This window comes from Paenarthrobacter sp. TA1.8, assembly GCF_048595705.1.
Lineage (GTDB): Bacteria > Actinomycetota > Actinomycetes > Actinomycetales > Micrococcaceae > Arthrobacter > Arthrobacter nitroguajacolicus.
In genome coordinates this window covers 4760916-4777926 of sequence record NZ_CP184287.1, presented here as the reverse complement: position 1 = coordinate 4777926, position 17011 = coordinate 4760916, and the positions used below count along the sequence as shown (strand labels likewise).

At 61.3% G+C, this 17011-nt stretch carries 17 protein-coding genes; 8 read left to right on the top strand and 9 right to left on the bottom strand.

From position 1 onward, the window contains the following. The first annotated feature begins 171 nt into the window (after positions 1 to 171). The gene (locus tag ACNAOT_RS22295) at positions 172 to 1074 is read left to right on the top strand and encodes a MurR/RpiR family transcriptional regulator (RefSeq protein ID WP_420181211.1); all 903 of its coding nucleotides are present in this window, start codon (positions 172 to 174) and stop codon (positions 1072 to 1074) included. 33 nt (positions 1075 to 1107) lie between these two features. Here ACNAOT_RS22295 and ACNAOT_RS22290 read toward each other — a convergent pair whose 3' ends face one another. From ACNAOT_RS22290 to ACNAOT_RS22275, 4 genes are all read right to left on the bottom strand, one after another. Next, positions 1108 to 2331, bottom strand: coding sequence for an MFS transporter (locus ACNAOT_RS22290; RefSeq protein ID WP_420179448.1), 1224 nt, complete (start codon positions 2329 to 2331; stop codon positions 1108 to 1110). A gap of 1 nt (position 2332) precedes the next feature. After that, a complete protein-coding gene (locus ACNAOT_RS22285; RefSeq protein ID WP_420179447.1) occupies positions 2333 to 3166 on the bottom strand; it encodes a hypothetical protein in 834 nt (277 codons plus the stop codon). Continuing rightward, positions 3144 to 3446, bottom strand: coding sequence for a hypothetical protein (locus ACNAOT_RS22280; RefSeq protein ID WP_420179446.1), 303 nt, complete (start codon positions 3444 to 3446; stop codon positions 3144 to 3146). The genes ACNAOT_RS22285 and ACNAOT_RS22280 overlap by 23 nt, the downstream gene beginning before the upstream one ends. A gap of 160 nt (positions 3447 to 3606) precedes the next feature. Then, complete coding sequence (locus ACNAOT_RS22275) at positions 3607 to 4644, bottom strand: TOMM precursor leader peptide-binding protein (protein WP_420179445.1); 1038 nt, start codon at positions 4642 to 4644, stop codon at positions 3607 to 3609. Between the two features lie 267 nt (positions 4645 to 4911). Here ACNAOT_RS22275 and ACNAOT_RS22270 point away from each other — a divergent pair, with 267 nt between their 5' ends. The 4 genes from ACNAOT_RS22270 (at position 4912) to ppk2 (ending at position 7674) form a co-directional block, all read left to right on the top strand. Beyond that, positions 4912 to 5463: a GNAT family N-acetyltransferase gene (locus ACNAOT_RS22270; protein WP_420179444.1), complete on the top strand. Its 552-nt coding sequence runs from the start codon at positions 4912 to 4914 to the stop codon at positions 5461 to 5463. Between the two features lie 53 nt (positions 5464 to 5516). Next, positions 5517 to 5975 (top strand): hypothetical protein, encoded by a 459-nt coding sequence (locus ACNAOT_RS22265; protein ID WP_139025116.1) that lies wholly within the window; start codon positions 5517 to 5519, stop codon positions 5973 to 5975. Then, positions 5972 to 6649 carry a hypothetical protein gene (locus ACNAOT_RS22260; RefSeq protein WP_091464040.1) on the top strand — a complete coding sequence of 226 codons (678 nt, stop codon included), beginning with the start codon at positions 5972 to 5974 and terminating at the stop codon, positions 6647 to 6649. The genes ACNAOT_RS22265 and ACNAOT_RS22260 overlap by 4 nt, the downstream gene beginning before the upstream one ends. Positions 6650 to 6729: 80 nt before the next feature. Continuing rightward, a complete protein-coding gene (gene ppk2, locus ACNAOT_RS22255) occupies positions 6730 to 7674 on the top strand; it encodes a polyphosphate kinase 2 (protein WP_091464038.1) in 945 nt (314 codons plus the stop codon). 147 nt (positions 7675 to 7821) lie between these two features. Here ppk2 and treS read toward each other — a convergent pair whose 3' ends face one another. After that, positions 7822 to 10113: a maltose alpha-D-glucosyltransferase gene (gene treS, locus ACNAOT_RS22250; protein WP_420179443.1), complete on the bottom strand. Its 2292-nt coding sequence runs from the start codon at positions 10111 to 10113 to the stop codon at positions 7822 to 7824. Positions 10114 to 10374: 261 nt separating this feature from the next. Beyond that, a complete protein-coding gene (locus ACNAOT_RS22245; RefSeq protein WP_309074195.1) occupies positions 10375 to 10620 on the bottom strand; it encodes a hypothetical protein in 246 nt (81 codons plus the stop codon). A 114-nt stretch (positions 10621 to 10734) separates the two neighbouring features. Between ACNAOT_RS22245 and ACNAOT_RS22240 the strand changes: the two genes are divergently transcribed. Next, a complete protein-coding gene (locus tag ACNAOT_RS22240) occupies positions 10735 to 11703 on the top strand; it encodes an NAD-dependent epimerase/dehydratase family protein (RefSeq protein WP_420179442.1) in 969 nt (322 codons plus the stop codon). Positions 11704 to 11882: 179 nt separating this feature from the next. Then, complete coding sequence (locus ACNAOT_RS22235) at positions 11883 to 13199, top strand: LssY C-terminal domain-containing protein (protein WP_420179441.1); 1317 nt, start codon at positions 11883 to 11885, stop codon at positions 13197 to 13199. A gap of 131 nt (positions 13200 to 13330) precedes the next feature. Here the strand turns inward: ACNAOT_RS22235 and ACNAOT_RS22230 are convergent, their stop codons facing one another. Genes ACNAOT_RS22230 through ACNAOT_RS22220 form a run of 3 tightly spaced genes read right to left on the bottom strand, consistent with a single transcriptional unit; the run spans position 13331 to position 15505 of the window. After that, positions 13331 to 13735, bottom strand: a complete 405-nt coding sequence (locus ACNAOT_RS22230) for a RidA family protein (protein ID WP_024818727.1) — start codon at positions 13733 to 13735, stop codon at positions 13331 to 13333. After that, a complete protein-coding gene (locus tag ACNAOT_RS22225; RefSeq protein ID WP_420179440.1) occupies positions 13732 to 14538 on the bottom strand; it encodes an IclR family transcriptional regulator in 807 nt (268 codons plus the stop codon). The genes ACNAOT_RS22230 and ACNAOT_RS22225 overlap by 4 nt, the downstream gene beginning before the upstream one ends. Further along, on the bottom strand, positions 14498 to 15505 hold the full coding sequence (locus tag ACNAOT_RS22220) for a sugar kinase (protein WP_420179439.1): 1008 nt from the start codon (positions 15503 to 15505) through the stop codon (positions 14498 to 14500). The genes ACNAOT_RS22225 and ACNAOT_RS22220 overlap by 41 nt, the downstream gene beginning before the upstream one ends. A gap of 176 nt (positions 15506 to 15681) precedes the next feature. Between ACNAOT_RS22220 and ACNAOT_RS22215 the strand changes: the two genes are divergently transcribed. Then, positions 15682 to 17004, top strand: coding sequence for an alanine racemase (locus ACNAOT_RS22215; protein ID WP_420179438.1), 1323 nt, complete (start codon positions 15682 to 15684; stop codon positions 17002 to 17004). The last annotated feature ends 7 nt before the right edge of the window (positions 17005 to 17011 follow it).

The following is a 17011-nucleotide window of genomic DNA, read 5'->3' as shown; positions in this document are numbered from 1 at the left end:
GCCTTTCGAAGGAGAGCGAGGAGCATGACAAGTTTTGTGACTTTCCTTACGCCGACCGTATTCGCTTGCCGGTAGCGCGTCAATGACTTACCTTCGCGTCCATGCTTGTGTAACTTAATGACAAGACTCGGGTGGAACCCTGGATCCGGTTTGACCCTTCGGAAGGAAACCATGCTGGAAGCGTCGGTAAGCGCACAGTTGTCCCGCACTGTTTTGGTGCGGATTCGCTCTGTCCTGCCAGCGTTACGCCCATCGGAGCGTGCCGTGGCTGAGTTGGTCCTGTCGGACCCATCGCGGGCTGCCACCATGTCCATCGGCGATTTGGCTGAGGAGTGCGGAACGTCCACCACCTCGGTGGTCCGGTTCTACAAAAAGGTGGGCTACGGCGGCTACTCGGATCTCCGCCTGGATCTTGCGCGTGAAACTGCCCGTGAGAGTGTGGCCCATGGCGTTCCGGCCGAGGTCTACGAGGACATCAACACTGCCGACTCGCTGCAAGACATCGTCTCTAAAATCGCATTCAACGAAACCATGTCCATCGCCGATACTGCCCAGGTGCTGGATGTCGAACAGCTGGCTCGAGCCATTGATGTAGTGGCCAGCTCCCGGAAGATCGACATCTTCGGCGTGGGAGCGGGAGGTTTGGTGGGGCAGGACCTGCAGCAAAAGCTGCATAGGATTGGCCTGGTCTCCTTCGTCTGGCCAGAAGTGCATGCCGCCCTCACCTCAGCGGTACTGCTCGACGCCGAATGTGTCGCCGTTGCCATCTCGCACTCAGGCGCGACCGACGACACTGTCGATTACCTGAAGGCGGGCAAAGCGGCCGGAGCCGTTACCATCGCCATCACCAACCATGCAGACTCACCCCTGGGGCTGGCAGCTGACATTGTGTTGACCACGGCAGCACGCGAGAGCCCATTTCGCCCTGGGGCCATGGGTAGCCGGATAGCGCAGATGATGCTTGTTGACTGCCTCTTCGTGGGCGTCGCCCAGCAGTCATATGAGGCTTCCATTGATGCGCTGCGCAAAACGCATGCAGTTGTCCAAAGCCGGAAGTTGCGCCGGGGCAACTGACAAGCGCAGCTGCCTGTCCGGGGCAGCGTGGAATTACTGGACAGGTTCCGCCTGCTTGACCTCTCCTTTCACTTCACTTGGCTTCAGCATGGAGTCTGAGTTGATCGCGAGCACCCCCGAAAGCAGGGCTGCCAGGAGGATGGAGCCAAAGGCCATGAATGACGAGACGCCCATAAGAAACGTGGCAACTGCAAGGCTGAGGGGGCTGGAAACAGTTTCAAGAAACTGGACTGCCGTCATGGTCTTGCCCAGGTCAGACGAGGGAATCTGCTGATGGATGAGGGATGTGCGTCCCACCGTCCATGCAATGCCGCCCGTACAGACGATGAAAAGGGCACTAGCCACGGCAATCCACGACGGGATGAAGAAGAGCAAGGCTCCTGCTGCCATAAGCCATGAGGAGCGTTGCATCAGTACGTTTGGGCGCCAATCGGAGAACAATCCTGACAGAATCGAACCGCAGAAGAGGCCCGCAGCGGCCGCTGCGCCCACGATTCCTACTTCCGTGGTGGAACCCTTGAGGCCAACGGAGGTCTGGAAGATCGCCAGAGTTGACAGTGGGGCTGACAGGAAGCCGACGAGGACAACTGTCCCGGCAAAACGCCACCAACCATGGATTTGGGTAAGTCTCCGGTACCCGGCAGACAGTTCCTTGTAGAAACCTGGCCGGTCCGGCAGGCTGCTGGGGCGCTCCGGCCACGGCAGGAAATTCATGATCAAGGCAATAACCGTAAACGACACTGCGTCAACGGCCAGCAACCACCACGGACCCCAGACGGCGCTCAAGGCTCCACCAATTGCCGGCCCCACGATGGAAGCTGAGGTCCACGCGGTGGAAACTGCTGCGTTGAATTTCGCAGTGCCGTCACCGTACATCTTCGGGATGGCCACGAAGGTGGCTGTCCGGGCGAACATGTCGAGGCTGCCGCGTAGGAAGGCGCCTAGTACGAGGACCCAAAAGGGAGTGTGCCAAGGGCCTATTAGCAGCGCCATTGCAGCAACAACCAGTGCTTGACCCCAATAGCCGATGTGGGTCATGGCGCGGGGGGACATCCGATCTGCGAGTCCTCCGATGAGCACTCCGGGGAAAGCCTTCGGAAGTTGTGATGCCACGGCAACAATGGACATCTGGGCAAGGCTGCCGCTTGTCTGCAGAACTATGAGCGGCAGGGCGATGTTGTAGGCACCGCCACCCAACGAATTCACCCACATTCCCGTGAGGTGCAAACGTCGCTGCCATGGCTTTGCTAATGACACGTCATTTACCTCGGGATGATTGGAGAATGGTGACAAGGTCGGGCTGCTTTTCCACTGAAGTGAGAAGCCATTGCATTACGGGAGCCTGCCAAAAGCTGATATTCCACGTGCGGGCAATGACCATGTGAAAGATGGTGGTGCAGCAGGGCACTACAATCCGCCACTTGCCGGGAAGAATGAGCGCAAGGGGGAGGGCGACTAATTCAAGAAAGGGAATTGTGCGGGTCAGGGCACGAACCGGCACTCTGTATCGCTCTTGGGCAAACGGGTGAGTATCCGAGGCCAACAGGTGCGAGTGATAAATATGGTTGGCATCGCCGCGCCTGACCCAAGCGTCATAGCCGTGGAGGAGTTTGGACAAACCGGCCTGCGTGTAGGGCAGGTATAGCGCAACCCGTGAGACCGAAAGCGGCAGGTTCGGGGACTGGCCACTGCCCGGCTTGGACATCTGACTGATGACGAGTACCGCTTCAATGAATGTGTCATACGGCCAGCGGCCCGGTAGGGAGCGGGCATCCAAAGCCCGTGTTCCCAAAAACAATCCCAGCGCGGCCCGCCGAATCCAAGAAGAGGGCTTTGCCCCGGCGTCTCCACAAACCTCGCTGGCCGCCGCGGCGGCCATCAGCAGTCCGGCTGCCGTGCGTCGGCTCTTCCAGGCGATCCCGTCATCAGGCCTGCGATCGGCCGCTGACTCCTGTGCAGAAACTGCAGCTCGATAGTCCCGGGCTGTAGCCGGGCCGGGGCGGAGCGTCAGCGCCAGGGCGGCAACAGCCCACACTGCCGCATTGCGTACCCGACGGGGTTGGACTGGTTTACTGCGAAGTTGTCGGAACATAGCTGTACACAATTTCCTTTTCCTCAGGCATTCCCCGAACAGTAGTTGCCACCAGGATGTCCATCATCAAGGGAGGGTCGGGCAGGTGAGCGGGGGCGCGAACCTCGTCAAACGGTCGCCACGCGTTGCTGCGAAGCCTCCGGACGATTCTCTGGCAGAGGACGTTCTTCGGTTGCTCATCCTCACCCATGAAGATGCTGGCGAACACTGCTCCGGCCCGGAAGAACTGAGTTGGAAGGCAGTTCGCCGGGCCGCAGGCAACCGTTGTTCCATCAGGCATGTGGAATTCAACTGCGAATCTTGAGACGCGGTCCCTGAACTTGGCATTGAACATATTGTTTGACGCGATGGGCCAGAAATTTCTGTTGGCCACCGTTGCGGCCATCGAGGCGACTACGTAGGCTCCCGTCAAAACAACTAGCACCGTGCCCTTGTTGCAGTCAGGCGCACGCAGCACAGTGGCCATTCCTGGCGAAATCCTCGAACTCCGACGCCAACTCCAGGGAGTCAAACACCAATCGCCTGCCGTCAAGGTTGGTGGATCCGGTCAGCAGGTAGCGGAACACTTCCATGGCTGCAATGGATGCCACGATGGAGTTGAGGGGTCCAAAGCTTGGAGCCTGGTACGAGCTATTGAGGTTTGTGGTGGAGAGCGATGCCTTTGAGCTGGTCCTGCCGTCGTTATCTGTTGCTGCACATTGCAGGCAAGGGGTGAAGCCTGGCCGTACTACCGGGCCTACCACTCCACGCGTGTCTTGATACCCGGCGCAAGTGAAAGGCGTGCCGGTGGCGATGGACGCCTGGTTAGACCACTCGAGCACTTCCTGGGGCGTGTCGGCGGAGACCACAACGAAGTCTGAGTCCTGAAAAACAGGCAGGAGATCTTCCACTCCGGAGATCATGGAGGCGACTTCCACCGTGTTGATGTCGGGGGCCCTGAGGTGAAGGTTCCGTGCAGCGGCTTGGATTTTGGGGGTACCAATATCTTGCGCCGTGAAGAGGTACTGCCGGGTCAGGTTGCTTTCTTCTACAGTGTCCCCGTCGACCAGGACAATGGAACCCACGCCGGCTGTTGCGAGCTGCATGGCTACGTTCGTCCCGATCCCGCCCACACCGATCAGCGTGACCTTTCGGCTGCGCAGCAGATCGCTGGCTCCGGGCCCGGTGCTGTGCGCAAGTTCAAAGTACAGGTCATGACGGCTGTACCGGCCGGAGAGGTCGAACCTGTACGGCACCAGAATCTCGGCGTCGATAAGTTCCTCGACGATCTCTCCGGAGCCTTCACCCAGCAGGAGTTCGGCCTTGCCTCCCAGATCGTCGAGTGTCCGTGGCTGTGAAGCGAAGCTGAGTAGTTCAGCCAGCCCGTCTGGAGCGTCCTCGATTTCGATTGCGTTGGGCGGTGCCAATCCGATCTGCACGGCCGTTTCCGTGGTGATGACCGGTAGCGACTGCTTGAGGGAGTAGGTTACGGCTGCCAATTCTTGCCTCCAATGATGAGTGGGGACCACGCGATGCGTGGCCCCCACTATTTATTCTTGGGTTAGTTGAACACGAAGTTCAGCTTGGAACGGCGCTTGGCCAGTCGCTTGAGCTTAAGCACTTGAATCACTCCTTTGTGTTTATAAACTTGTTGGACGGAATGAATCTACGACACATGTCATGGATATGACAAGTTTGTCGATAACTTTTCTGCGTGTCGCTTTGTCGGGTCCACGTCAAGGCGTGTGCGGTATAGAGTCGAGGGCATGTTTGAACTCGTACCGCCGAACGCCGCCTTCCACAGGTCCTTCCTCGAGTCCCACCGTGAGTGGGCCGGCGTCCATCAGGATGGCGCCGCCGTCTTCATGGCGGAAGACGTCACCAGCCCCGAGGGCTTCGCTGATTGGGTTGGCAAGTTGCTGGACGCTGAAAGCGCGACGGAGAAGGACGGCATTGTTCCGTGCACCTACCTCTGGATCACGGAAGGTCCACGCTACGTGGGGGCGATTGCGTTCCGGCACCATTTGACCCAGGCTCTCCTGAACTCGGGCGGGCACATTGGCTACGGGATTCGACCCTCGGATCGCAGGAGGGGGGCGGCAACCTGGGCGCTGAGGGAACTGCTGGCCCGTTTGGCTGCGCAGGAGTTGGGTGGGGTTCTGCCCGATCGCGTTCTGCTGACCTGTGATGACGACAATTCGGCGTCAATCAGCACTATCGAACGTTGCGATGGGCGGCTCGAAGATGTGCGCACGGGTGAAGACGGGCGGCTTTTCCGCCGGTACTGGATTGACTTGGGAAAACCTGCCGCAGATTAGATTTGTCACCCGGGGGTTGACGCCGCAGCCATAGACGGCGCACGATGGACGACATGAGCAGTCAACCCCGGGGTGACATTCCCGCGTCCAGCCCCTCGGATTCACGGTGGCAGCAGGTCCTTACCCACCGTCCCGTGGACGACGGAACCAGGGAAACCGCAGCCGCAAGGTTCGCTGAACGCGGCATCACCCCGGAACAGCTCAAGGCTGTCCTCGCCGATGGTGGGGATGCCCTTTATGCGGCTGCCGCCGGGGGCCAGCCAGGCTGGGCAGATCCATTCGGCGGCCCCCTCGCCGTTGCACTCCTCTCAGCCGAGGTGAGCATCTTTGCTGCGCATTTGAACTCGAGGGCGTCCGGAGTCAGGTCGGCAGCTGTTGCCGAACTGCTGGACGAATACAGCGCGGTAACCGTAGCTGCTGAGCTCGGTGTGGCGCGCCAGAAGGTATACGAAATCGCCAGAGCGGGCCTGCGCCCGCCCTACATCGAGCAGGTCCCTTGGAGGACGTCATGAATCCCATCGAAGAAAAGGTCCAACTACCGGACCCGGAAACCCAGTTCCTGGTCCATCCTGTTGACCTCCCCGGAGCCCGCAAGGAATTCCTGACGGGCTGGTGGTTGGGAATCATTGCCACCCCTCAGGTTTATACGGCACTTTTGGCTTTCTTTTGGGCCGTCAGCAACAACTACGTGACGCCCGTGCTGGTCCCGCTGGCCCTGGTGCTTGTTGCCGGATGGATCAGCTCCAAGCTCACCCGAGGCGCATGGGACTACATTCCACGGAAGCGCCACGACAAGGAGCGGAGAATTCCGGTCTTGCTCATTGGTGGGGCGCTCATCAAGTCCTCGGCGCTCTTGGTGGGCTTGATTGTCTTCATGGTGTGGAGCACCAGCCAGGACTTCGTCCCCGGCTTCAGCGCCTACCCGCTGGGAATGGGAGCAGCCATCGTGGTGATCATGCTTGGGGAGTTGGTGGCTAAGCTGCTCCGACGCAGGACTTTGGACCTGGTTCCAGAGGCACTGAGCATCGTTGTGGTGGTCGCGGCTGTGTGGATGGGCTTTGCGCTTCTCCCCGCAGGACGCGAACTTGCTCCCGTTGACCTGCTTCCTGGTGTTGCGATCCTTGTGGGTGTCTGGTTGACCTGGCTGCTTTTCACGCAGATAGAGGCCCGCCGCAACCACGGCTGACCGCTGAATTGCCCGTTCACGTTCCCGTCACCAAGCACTGCTAGGCTGCCGCGCACTACCCGGCAGACCAGGAGGACCGTATGACGGAGGCAACTCCACCCACCGCGCAAGCCACATCTTTGGACGATTGGTGGGTCAGGGACAACCTGCGTGAAACCATCGACCACCTGGTGGAGCTCGGCTACACCATCAGCGGAGGGCAGGGCGAAGACCCGGACCTCATCGATCCCGGTGGATCAGCGGTGGAAACGTGGAACGAGGATTATCCGTACGAACAGCGGATGACCCGCGACGAGTACGAGATCGAGAAGTACCGCCTGCAAATCGAGCTGTTGAAGTTCCAGTACTGGGGGCAGGACCTCGGACTGAAGCACGTCATTGTCTTCGAGGGACGCGACGCCGCCGGCAAGGGTGGCACCATCAAACGTTTTACCGAGCATCTGGATCCCCGCTCTGCCCGGACGGTAGCGCTCGCCAAGCCCTCTGACCGTGAGCAAGGCCAGTGGTATTTCCAGCGCTACATTCAGCACCTTCCCACTGCGGGTGAAATCGTCATGTTCGACCGCTCCTGGTACAACCGCGCCAATGTGGAACGCGTCATGGGGTTCTGCACGGACGACGAATACGACACCTTCATGGGCCAGGCGCCCGTTTTCGAGAAGATGCTGGTTGACGCCGGCATCCACGTCACCAAGTTCTGGTTCTCCGTGACCCGGCAGGAGCAGCGCACCCGCTTCGCCATCCGCCAGATCGACCCCGTCCGCCGTTGGAAGCTCTCGCCCATGGACCTGGCGTCGCTGGATCGCTGGGACGAATACACGGACGCGAAAGAACGAACGTTCCTGCATACGGACTCCGACCACGCACCGTGGATCACCATCAAGTCCAACGACAAGAAGCGCGCCCGGATCAACGCCATGCGCTACTTCCTCAACCAGTTCGACTATGAGGACAAGGACACCTCAGTGGTTTACGACGCCGATCCGCTCATCCTCCGCCGCGGCCGCGACGCCGTCGGCGATTAACCCTCCGCGAGTTGGCACTTAGTGCCGATGTTTCCCAAAAACATCGGCACTAAGTGCCAACTCGCGGGAATGTTAGGGGTTATGGGGGTGCGGACGGAACAGGAGCCTCGACGTCGGCACCCACCGTAAGTGCCGACGTCGAACTCTCTATTCGGTAACGTCGTCCTCGATGACCGGGTCCTTCAGCAGAAGCGCCGTGCCTTGGAAGGCAGGGAGTTCGAGGAAGAAGCTGTGGAGGTCGTCTACCTGGCCGACGTCTTCGCCCGAGAACAAATCATGGACGGTGGAGCCCGGAACAAGGTGAGAGGACTGGATACTGCCGGCGATGTCCTGGTCCGAGAAGTTCAGGACCGTAACCTGCAGTGCTTCGTCTGCGAGCTGGTTGACCAGCACCAGCAGCCCTCGGTGGGAAACGTCGGGCACGTCCAGCAGCGTGCTGGTGGCGATCCCCGACTCCTCCCGCACAGTAAGGATCTGCTGCAGCCGCCGGGCGTAAGAGTTCGGATCATTCAGCTGATCGGGCAGTGGACCGTAGAGGCTCCGGGCGCGGGGCATTCCGGCAAGGGAGGTTTTCGCGTCCGGGCTGGTGCCCATGAGATCGTGTGCGCCACGGTTGATCCAGCGGGTGTCACCCTGTGAGGTGAGCTCGTGGACCGTCTCGCGGTCAAGCGCTGTGATGCCCGTGAGGTCCCAACCGGAAAGCGCGAAAACCCCAGGCTGCAAAGCGTTGTACATGGAAAGCAGCACGTGGGCGTCCAGGACCTGCGCTTCCTGCTCCTCGGTGATGGCGTCCTGATCCTTGATGCCAAGGGCCGCCATGATGAAGCTGACCGTGGTGCAGGCAATGCCGTTGGTGGTGAACACCGCGTTGTACGGTCCGTTCTCCCCCGTGAGCCGTTCCCGCATGGTGTTCTGGACTTTCTCCGCCACCTCCGCGCCGGTGAGCTCCTCACCGGCAAGTTCGAAGACGTCCTCCCTATGCCCCGCGGCGAAGTGGAGCAGCTCGTAGGTCAGTTCATCGTGGTTTTGGAGGGCATGAACCAGCGAGGCCTGGTCCACGCCGATTTCCATGGAAAGCCGTAGGGTCAGGCGCAGGAATTCTGTATCTCCGATGACCAAGGCGTAGTGATAGGCGGGCCTGGTGATGAAGTCGTAGGAGAGATCCGGCCCGGACTCGGACTGGGTCTTGATGTCATCGATGGTGAGGTTGAGCTCCTGGAAGGAGAACCCGCCCACCTTGCGGATCATGGAACCAATCAGCTGGTTGGCAGCCTCGGACAGTGGGTGGCCCTCCGACCAGCCCGGTTCTTCTTCAGCACTCTTCTCGACGCCCAGGAATCCGTTGGCATCCAGCCGGAGGGCGCCGGTTCCGAGGTCAAGCAAAGAGTGCAAGGCATCGCCAACCACAAGGCGCATGCCGGCAAACGTTGGATCCAGCCAGTTGATGGATGGCTGGCCGGACTTGAAGTAGTGGAGGTAGACCCAACGGCGGGTTTTGCCCGTGGTGTCGATGATGGGCTTGGTGGCGCTCCAGTTCGTCTCCTTGACCCCGGGCTCAAAGAAGATCACCCGCTGGAGCCGCCCAATAATGTAGCCGGCCTGTTGCAGGGCTTCCTCCGCCGCGGGGCTGATGTTCACGGAGTCCTCGCCCTCGGGAACATCGGGCAGCAGGTGCCAGTCCTCTTCGGGGATGTCCACCATGTGATAGATGCCGGGGTAGTCCCGGAAGTTCATTTCGGCGAGTCGGAAGTCCGCTCCCTTGCCTGTGTGCCCGGGAACGATGTCGTCAATGACGGTGCCGCCATGGTCATTGGCCACCTCGCACATTTGGCGGAACTCTTCTTCGGTGCCGAATGCGGGGTCGATAGCCATGCTGATCCGGTCAAAGTGGCCGTCTACGCTGGGTGTCTGGGACCACCCGCGGATGCCGCCGGCCAGCTTGACCGGCCCGGTGTGCAACCCGCGGATGCCAATCTTGCTGAACGCGTCCCACAGCTCCGGATCGCCCAGCGCCGAAAGGAAAGATTGGCCGTCCTTGGTGATGAAGGACAACGGGTAGGCCGTGAACCAGACAGGCGCGCGTTCCACAGCCGCCCGCGGGTTGGGCCTTGCGTAAGAGTTTTGCCACATGCTCGCCTGACCCGAGAGTTGGCGCGCCATGGTGTTGGCGTCGCCCAGCATGGACTGGTTCCGAAGCCAATCCACGTAGGTCTTGTTAAGGCCGTCGAATTCCAACGATGGGCGGGCGGCGAAGAACTGCCGCCTCCGGGCGATCGGCCGCAGCGCCTTGGGCCGAGCTGGATAAAACTGTTCGTCAAAGGTGATTTCCGCCGGTTCGCTTGCGGTTTCATCGGGCGTTTCCTGTGGCGTCTCCTCCGGATTTTCTTCCGAAGTTTCGCTGATTTCTGACACGCTCTCGTTGACTGCAGGCTCCCGCACAGTTTTCTCCTTTACGTGGTCGCCGCGTCAACGCCGACCGTCCGAGGGGGTCGTTCAAGAGGTCACGTACCCGGGCTTGCCCGGACTATTCATGCTAGTCGGGGGAGCCTGCCGTTTGTCTAACCCGGGAACAAGTAAGTCTCGTTATTATGTGCTGGGTTGACGTTGGCGGCACTGCGGTGGACACGATAAAGCCCGACGTCGTCACTCAGGTGGGTGCCGACGTCGGGCTTGGAATTGTGCGGGCTGGGTGTGGGGCTGTCAGTACCGCCAAACCACCGTGTAGGCGTAGCCGTTGCCGTTCCGGACACACCCTTCGACCAGGCGCACGTAGGAACCGAATCCGGGCCTGGCGGCATCCAGGTTCGACTCACAAGTCGCCTTCGTGTGAAACCAATAAACGTAGGTGCTGGCCGCCTCGGCCGGGGCAGCCAAAGCAATTCCACCGCCAGCCAGGATAGAGGTTGCCGCGAATATGGACGCAATCTTCTTCTTTACGTTAGTCATTTCGATAGAGTAAGCATCTGGCCGAAGACAGTCAACGGTCCGCGAAAGCCCTATCCGGCCCTACGGGTGGGCCCCGAACAGTCATTACCGTGACTGGTGAAGATCGGAGGACACATGAAAATTGTTGTTATCGGCGGAAGCGGCCATATTGGCTCATTCCTCATCCCCAGGCTCGTCCGGGGCGGACACGACGTCATCAATATCAGCCGCGGGGCCAGCAAGGCATACGTTGATGCGCCCGAGTGGCAGCAGGTCCGGCAGGTTACCGCGGACCGCCACCTCGAAGATCGGGAGGGCACCTTCGGTGACCGGGTCGCCGGACTGGGAGCCGACGTCGTAGTTGACCTGGTGTGCTTCACGCTCGACTCCGCCACGGCGCTGGTGAACCGGCTGCGCGGCGAGACGGGGCATCTGCTGCATTGCGGGTCGATCTGGCGTTATGGTGCCAGTCGGAAGTTGCCCATCTCAGAGGGGTCGGACTCCACCGCGGAGCCGCTGGATGAATACGGCATCCAGAAGCGCGATATAGCCGGGATGCTGAAGGATGAGACGGCCTCCGGAGGGCTCATCACTACGTCACTGCACCCCGGACACATTGTCGGTCCCGGATGGCATCCCGTGGGTCCGCTCGGAAATTTCGATCCCTCCGTGTGGCAAAAGATCGCAGCCGGACAGCCACTTCAGATTCCGGGAAGTGGCACCGAACTGATGCACCACGTCCACGCGGACGACCTCGCGCAGGCCTTCGAGAAAGCAACGCAGAGCCGGGAATCGGCCGCCGGCGAGGACTTCAACATTGTTGCTCCGTCCGCCCTGACAGTTCGTGGCTACCTGGAGATCGCGGCATCGTGGTTCGGGCTGGAGCCACACTCGGAGATGGTCAGCTGGGAGGACTTTCGCGAAACCACCACGCCCGAACACGCTGACACGAGCTGGGCCCACCTCTCCCGCAACCACTGCCTCACCATCGAAAAAGCCAGGTCCCTCCTGGGCTACGCCCCCCGCTACGAGCCGGAACAGGCCGTTCGTGAGGCGCTGCAGTGGCTTATCGGTAACAACAAGCTTCAGGTTCAGATCACTTGATACCACGGCCAAACGCTCGACGCCGGGACTCGCCTCAGTGCTGAAAGACACTGAACCTTGGCCTTCAGTGCCTCCATGCGTTCGGTGACGAAGCCGCTTGGGTTCCGGCGCTGTATGTATTGGTGTCTGTACAACAGCCGCCCCAACGCCGAAGCTTAAGGAGCGGAGGGGGAGCATCCATGTTCAAAGCGGCCAACAAAGGAGTGACAGACACCCGGCTTGACCACGGCTTCTTCGTCCTGGGCGGAGTCGCCGCAGTATGGCTTGCCTTCTTGTTGGTGGGCGAGAGCTTCCAGCTGGGGTGGGGGCAGGTGTGGTTCTACGTGGTGTTCTGGGCGTTCCTTGCCTATTTGCTGCTCCCGCGGCTCCACCGGATCCTGACCACCATCTATGTGCCGGGCTATTTCATTGGCCGGGCAAGGACCAGCGACGGGCTCTTGGGTGACCCGGTCAACGTTGCGTTGCTGGGCGCCGAGCCCCAGATCCACGCCATCATGGAATCTGCTGGATGGACCAAGGCCGACGACGTCACTTTCGACAGCAGCCGGCGCATCATCAGCTCAACTCTTTTCCGGCGTAGCTACTCCGAGGCGCCCGTCAGTCCGTTGTATCTCTTTGATCGACAGCAAGACTTCGCGTACCAGCAGGAAGTGGACAACAGCCCGGGCAAACGCCACCACGTCCGCTTCTGGCGTTGCCCCGAAGGCTGGCTCCTACCGGGTGGACACAAAGTGGATTGGCTTGCCGCCGGAACCTACGACCGCAGCGTTGGCTTCTCCCTGTTCACCCTGCAGATCACGCACAAGATTGAGCAGAACACGGATGTGGAGCGGGACCACATCGTTTCAACCGTTTCGGCTGCGGAACCAGCTGTCTCAGTCCAAGTCATCAAGGACTTCTCCACCGGGTACCACTCACGCAACGGCGGCGGGGATTCAATCTCTACTGACGGCGACTTGCCGATCGTCGACGCTCGCGGCGTCCTGGTGCCCGCGGATCAGCCGCCCAGCCGCACCGATAGCAGGGACAGGCGGCCCGCCCCCATCTTGATGGGGGCTGCTTTGGTGGTGGCCAGGGCGGTGGCGGCTTTGGTTCTGGCGATCACGTTGTTCACCTCCGGCGGTGAAATTTCCGGGCTCACCTTCGACGACGACTCGTCAGACCCGCAAAGCACGACGGCGGCAATCGCCTTGATAGCAGCAGTGGTCCTGGTGTTCGGGCTGGGTGAAGTTTTCCTGGCCTGGCGCATCTTCCTTGGCAGCAATGGCGCCCGCGTGATTGCCATGGGCTTGAGCTCCATCTCGATCCTGGTCCAGGCAATCGACTACTTCACGGGCAGCGCAAACATCACCCTCGAAGCTGGCCTCTCCGGTTTGGCCACTGACATTCTGGTGCTCCTGGCCCTGTCCAGCCAACGTGCCCGTGTGTACGCAAAGCGGCAGCGCGTTCCGGCGGTTCCGGCGTCGGTAGTTGGCCGGGGCGGGGTCAGCTCATAACGGATTCTCGCGGTACGGCCGTCAAATATGCCACCCAAATTCGGGGGAGACGCAGCAACGGGCTGGCGACACCCGAATATGGGTGTCGCCAGCCCGTTGGAGTGGCGCTAACGCATCTGTGTGGCGGGGAGTTACGCAGTAACCGCCAGGGCATCGATCTCCACAAGCATGACCTCGTGCGGCAGATCAACGAACACGGTGGTGCGGCTCGGCAGCAAACCGCTGGGAACGTTCTCCCGGATGAACTCGCCGTAGACCTCATTCATGGCGGCGAAGTCGTCGCGGGTGGTGAGGTAGACGCGGAACATGAGGACGTCTTCAACGGAAGATCCGCCGGCTTCGAGGATGGCCTTGACGTTCTCCAGGGTGCGACGGGTCTGGACGCGGACGTCGCCCTCGCCGATGTACTGGTTGGTGGCGGGGTCCATCGGGCCTTGGCCGGAGACCTGGAACATGCCGCCCTTCTTGATGCCCTGCGAGAATACGTGCGCCGGGGCGGGGGCGTTTTCGGTCAGTACTACGGTTTTTTCACTCATGCTGAGTTCCTTTCGTGGCTGATCCAGCCGAGGTCGTTGGAGATGGCCTCGGTGCTGGCTTTGAGGTCGGGCAGCAGCTCAAGCAATCCTTCATAGCTGAGCATCACTACCGGTACCGAACAAGAGGCTGCGGCAACAACGGCGCCGCTGGCGTCGCGGATGGGGGCCGCGATGCAGTGCACGAACGCTTCGTGCTCAGCGTTGTCGTGGGCCCAGCCCTGTTCCTTGACCTGCTCGAGTTCGGCCAGCAAGGCCTCCGGCGAGGTCAGGGTGTTCTCGGTAACTTTCACGTAGTCCAACCCCGCGGCGATTTTTTCCTGCCGACTGCGCGGCATATCGGAGAGGAGGACTTTGGACACAGCGGCCGAGTGCAGCGATGCAGTCAGGCCGATGCGCGAGTACATGCGGACGGGATGGTGCGACTCGAACTTGTCGATGTACACCACCTCATTTCCTTCAAATGCGGCGAGGTGCACAGTGTGCCCGGTTCGGCCGTTGAGTTCGGCCAGGTGCGGATGCGCCACTTTGCGGATGTCTCGCTGTTCCAAAGCCAGCGATGACAGTTCAAAGAGCTTGGAGCCGAGCATGAACCGCTGGTCTTCGTCCCGCACCACGAAGCGCTTTTCTTCCATGGCGTGCAGGAGCCGCATCACGGTGGTCTTGTGCACGGCGGCCTTGGACGCGAGCTCGTCCAGGGTTGCTGGCTTTGCGGCGAGTTCGCCGAGCAGGTCGATGGCTCGCATGAGGCTCTGGCTCACGATGTCACGCTCCGGTTCTGGTGTTGAATTGTCCCTCTTCAACATGGATAGCAGCCCACGCGTCATCCGAAGAATCGAGAATGGCTGCGAGCTCGGCGGCATTGGGCAGCGGACCGCGATCACCGTGGACAGTCAGGGTGCACGCTGCGGCTACATGTCCGCGCCGGAGGCTTTCCTTTTGGCCCAGACCGAACAGCATGCCACTGAGGTAGCCGGCGGCGAACGAGTCGCCGGCGCCAACAGGTTCGACGACGGCGACGGACAGTGCGGGCACCTCTTCCCGGGTGCCGGTCCGGTCCAAGGAGATGGCGCTGATCGCCTCGTTCTTGATGACCAGCACCTTCGGATCCGGCATCATGCGGCGAAGTTCTGCTTCATCGGTGGTACCGAAGGCGTGTTCGGCTTCGTCTTTCCCAACGAGCACGACGTCGGCCAGGTTCGCCAGCCGCTGCAGGACGGAGCGGTCCTGGCCTGCCCAGAGGGCTCCGCGCCAGTTGACGTCGAAGCTGATGATCCGGCCATTGCGAGGTGTGGTGAGGATTGCTTCCAACAGGGAAAGGCACTCGGGGGAGAGGGCTGCGGTGATTCCACTCAGGTGGATGAGTGCAGCGTTCTCAAGCAACGAGGAAACGGCGGGATTGGAAAGTGTGTCCCGTCCCATGGCCGACGCCGCGGATCCTTGCCGGTAGTACAAAACCGAACTGCCGCCGTCGGGGTCCGTATCCTGCGCCGGGACCTTGACGTAAAGGCCCGTGGGCAAGGACTCGTCCACTTCCACGCCGGAGATTCCCACGCCGTGATCCTGGAGCTCGTGCAGGATTCGGGTGCCGAAGCCATCGTGGCCCACCCGACTGACCCAGTGCGCGTCCAGGCCCATGGCTGCCAAACCCATAGCGACGTTGGATTCCGCGCCGCCGATGCCGAAGTGGAGCTCCGTTGCCAGGTGCAGGGGGACGGCGTGGGCAGGGGTAAGCATGGCCATGGTTTCGCCCACGCATACAGCTGAAAGCATCGTTCTCCCACTAGTTCGTGCGCTTCTCAGCGGCCTTGACTCTCGATCCGCCACCATGTTAGACATATCACCAGCAGGTTTGCAACCAGCGTTGCAAAATACGCAACGCATCAAAATTGCCCAACGACCCCACAACGCAGCTTCAAGAACGCAGCATCGCGAAGGGAATGAAACGCGTGAACACCTCCGAAGCCATCTCGGCATCTGCCGTGTCAGGCCTGGCTAAGCGCCGTCTCGACTGGCGCCACAAAGCTGTGCCCGCATCCGCGAACGGCACCACCCACGCGGGCTTCCTCGCCGCCAAGCACACGCTCGCTGACCTCCAGACGCCGCTGCTCACCCTCGACGCCGGAGCGCTCCGCGCCAACGCCGACCGGCTGGCCGACTGGTGCAGAGACCACGGCGTCCTGCTCGCCCCGCACGGGAAGACCACCATGTCTCCCCAACTCTGGACCGAGCAGCTCAGCCGGGGTGCCTGGGGCATTACGCTGGCGAACTTCGCACAGCTCCGCGTGGCCCGCGAGTTCGGCGTGAGGAACCTGCAGCTCGCCAACAGCCTCACGGATCCGCACGCCATTCAGTGGGTTGCCCGCGTTGCCACGCCGGACGCGCCCATCCTTTCCTGGATCGACTCCCTGGGGACCGTGGAAGTCATCAATCGAACGCTCGCCGGCAGTGATGCTGTGCTGGACGTACTGGTGGAGCTGGGCGCGCATGGTGGCCGGACCGGCGCCCGCTCTGTGGAGGCTGCCATGGAGATTGCCCGCGCTATCTCCGAGTCACCCAACCTGCGCCTGGTGGGCGTCAGCGGCTATGAAGGCTCACTCGCGCACACAGCGGACGACGCCGGATTGGCTGCCGTTCGCGGCTATCTCGCCAAGATGCGGCTGCTTCACGAGGAACTGCTCGCCGCAGGGCTGTATGGGGCCAGCAAAGTGATCATCACTGCCGGGGGCAGCGCCTACTTCGACGACGTCGTCACGGTCCTCGCACCCACCATCAGCACCGGCGCCGAACTTGGCAGACCTGCCGTGGACCTCATGATCCGCAGCGGTGCATACATCATCCACGACGACGGTTTCTACCGCGCAATTTCGCCGTTTTCCCGCGAGGGCGACCAACCCTTCAAAGCCGGGATGTACGGCTGGGCACGGGTTGTGTCGCAGACTGAACCCGGCCTCGCCATCCTCGACGCCGGGAAACGCGACCTCCCGTTCGACGAAGGCCTGCCCGAACCGCAGTTCATTGGACCTGTCCTGGGCGGGGCAATGGAGCCGCTACTTGGCGCCCGGATCACCTCGGTCAACGATCAACACAGCTTCATGACCTATGACGCCAACTCCACCACGGTCCGTCCCGGCGACGTCGTCCGGCTGGGCCTCTCCCACCCGTGCACCGCGTTCGACAAGTGGACCGTCATCCCGGTGCTCGCGGACAGCGGGTCCGTCGAAGGTCCAGGTAACCAGACCGTCGTCGACCTCATCCATACCTTCTTCTAGGACCATG

Coding starts and splice junctions, on each gene's coding strand:
- ACNAOT_RS22295 (WP_420181211.1), top strand. CDS start 172: ATGCTGGAAGCGTCGGTAAGCGCACAGTTGTCCCGCACTGTTTTGGTG.
- ACNAOT_RS22285 (WP_420179447.1), bottom strand. CDS start 3,166: ATGTTCCGACAACTTCGCAGTAAACCAGTCCAACCCCGTCGGGTACGC.
- ACNAOT_RS22280 (WP_420179446.1), bottom strand. CDS start 3,446: ATGCCTGATGGAACAACGGTTGCCTGCGGCCCGGCGAACTGCCTTCCA.
- ACNAOT_RS22270 (WP_420179444.1), top strand. CDS start 4,912: ATGTTTGAACTCGTACCGCCGAACGCCGCCTTCCACAGGTCCTTCCTC.
- ACNAOT_RS22265 (WP_139025116.1), top strand. CDS start 5,517: ATGAGCAGTCAACCCCGGGGTGACATTCCCGCGTCCAGCCCCTCGGAT.
- ACNAOT_RS22260 (WP_091464040.1), top strand. CDS start 5,972: ATGAATCCCATCGAAGAAAAGGTCCAACTACCGGACCCGGAAACCCAG.
- ppk2 (WP_091464038.1), top strand. CDS start 6,730: ATGACGGAGGCAACTCCACCCACCGCGCAAGCCACATCTTTGGACGAT.
- ACNAOT_RS22245 (WP_309074195.1), bottom strand. CDS start 10,620: ATGACTAACGTAAAGAAGAAGATTGCGTCCATATTCGCGGCAACCTCT.
- ACNAOT_RS22240 (WP_420179442.1), top strand. CDS start 10,735: ATGAAAATTGTTGTTATCGGCGGAAGCGGCCATATTGGCTCATTCCTC.
- ACNAOT_RS22235 (WP_420179441.1), top strand. CDS start 11,883: ATGTTCAAAGCGGCCAACAAAGGAGTGACAGACACCCGGCTTGACCAC.
- ACNAOT_RS22230 (WP_024818727.1), bottom strand. CDS start 13,735: ATGAGTGAAAAAACCGTAGTACTGACCGAAAACGCCCCCGCCCCGGCG.
- ACNAOT_RS22225 (WP_420179440.1), bottom strand. CDS start 14,538: ATGTTGAAGAGGGACAATTCAACACCAGAACCGGAGCGTGACATCGTG.
- ACNAOT_RS22220 (WP_420179439.1), bottom strand. CDS start 15,505: ATGCTTTCAGCTGTATGCGTGGGCGAAACCATGGCCATGCTTACCCCT.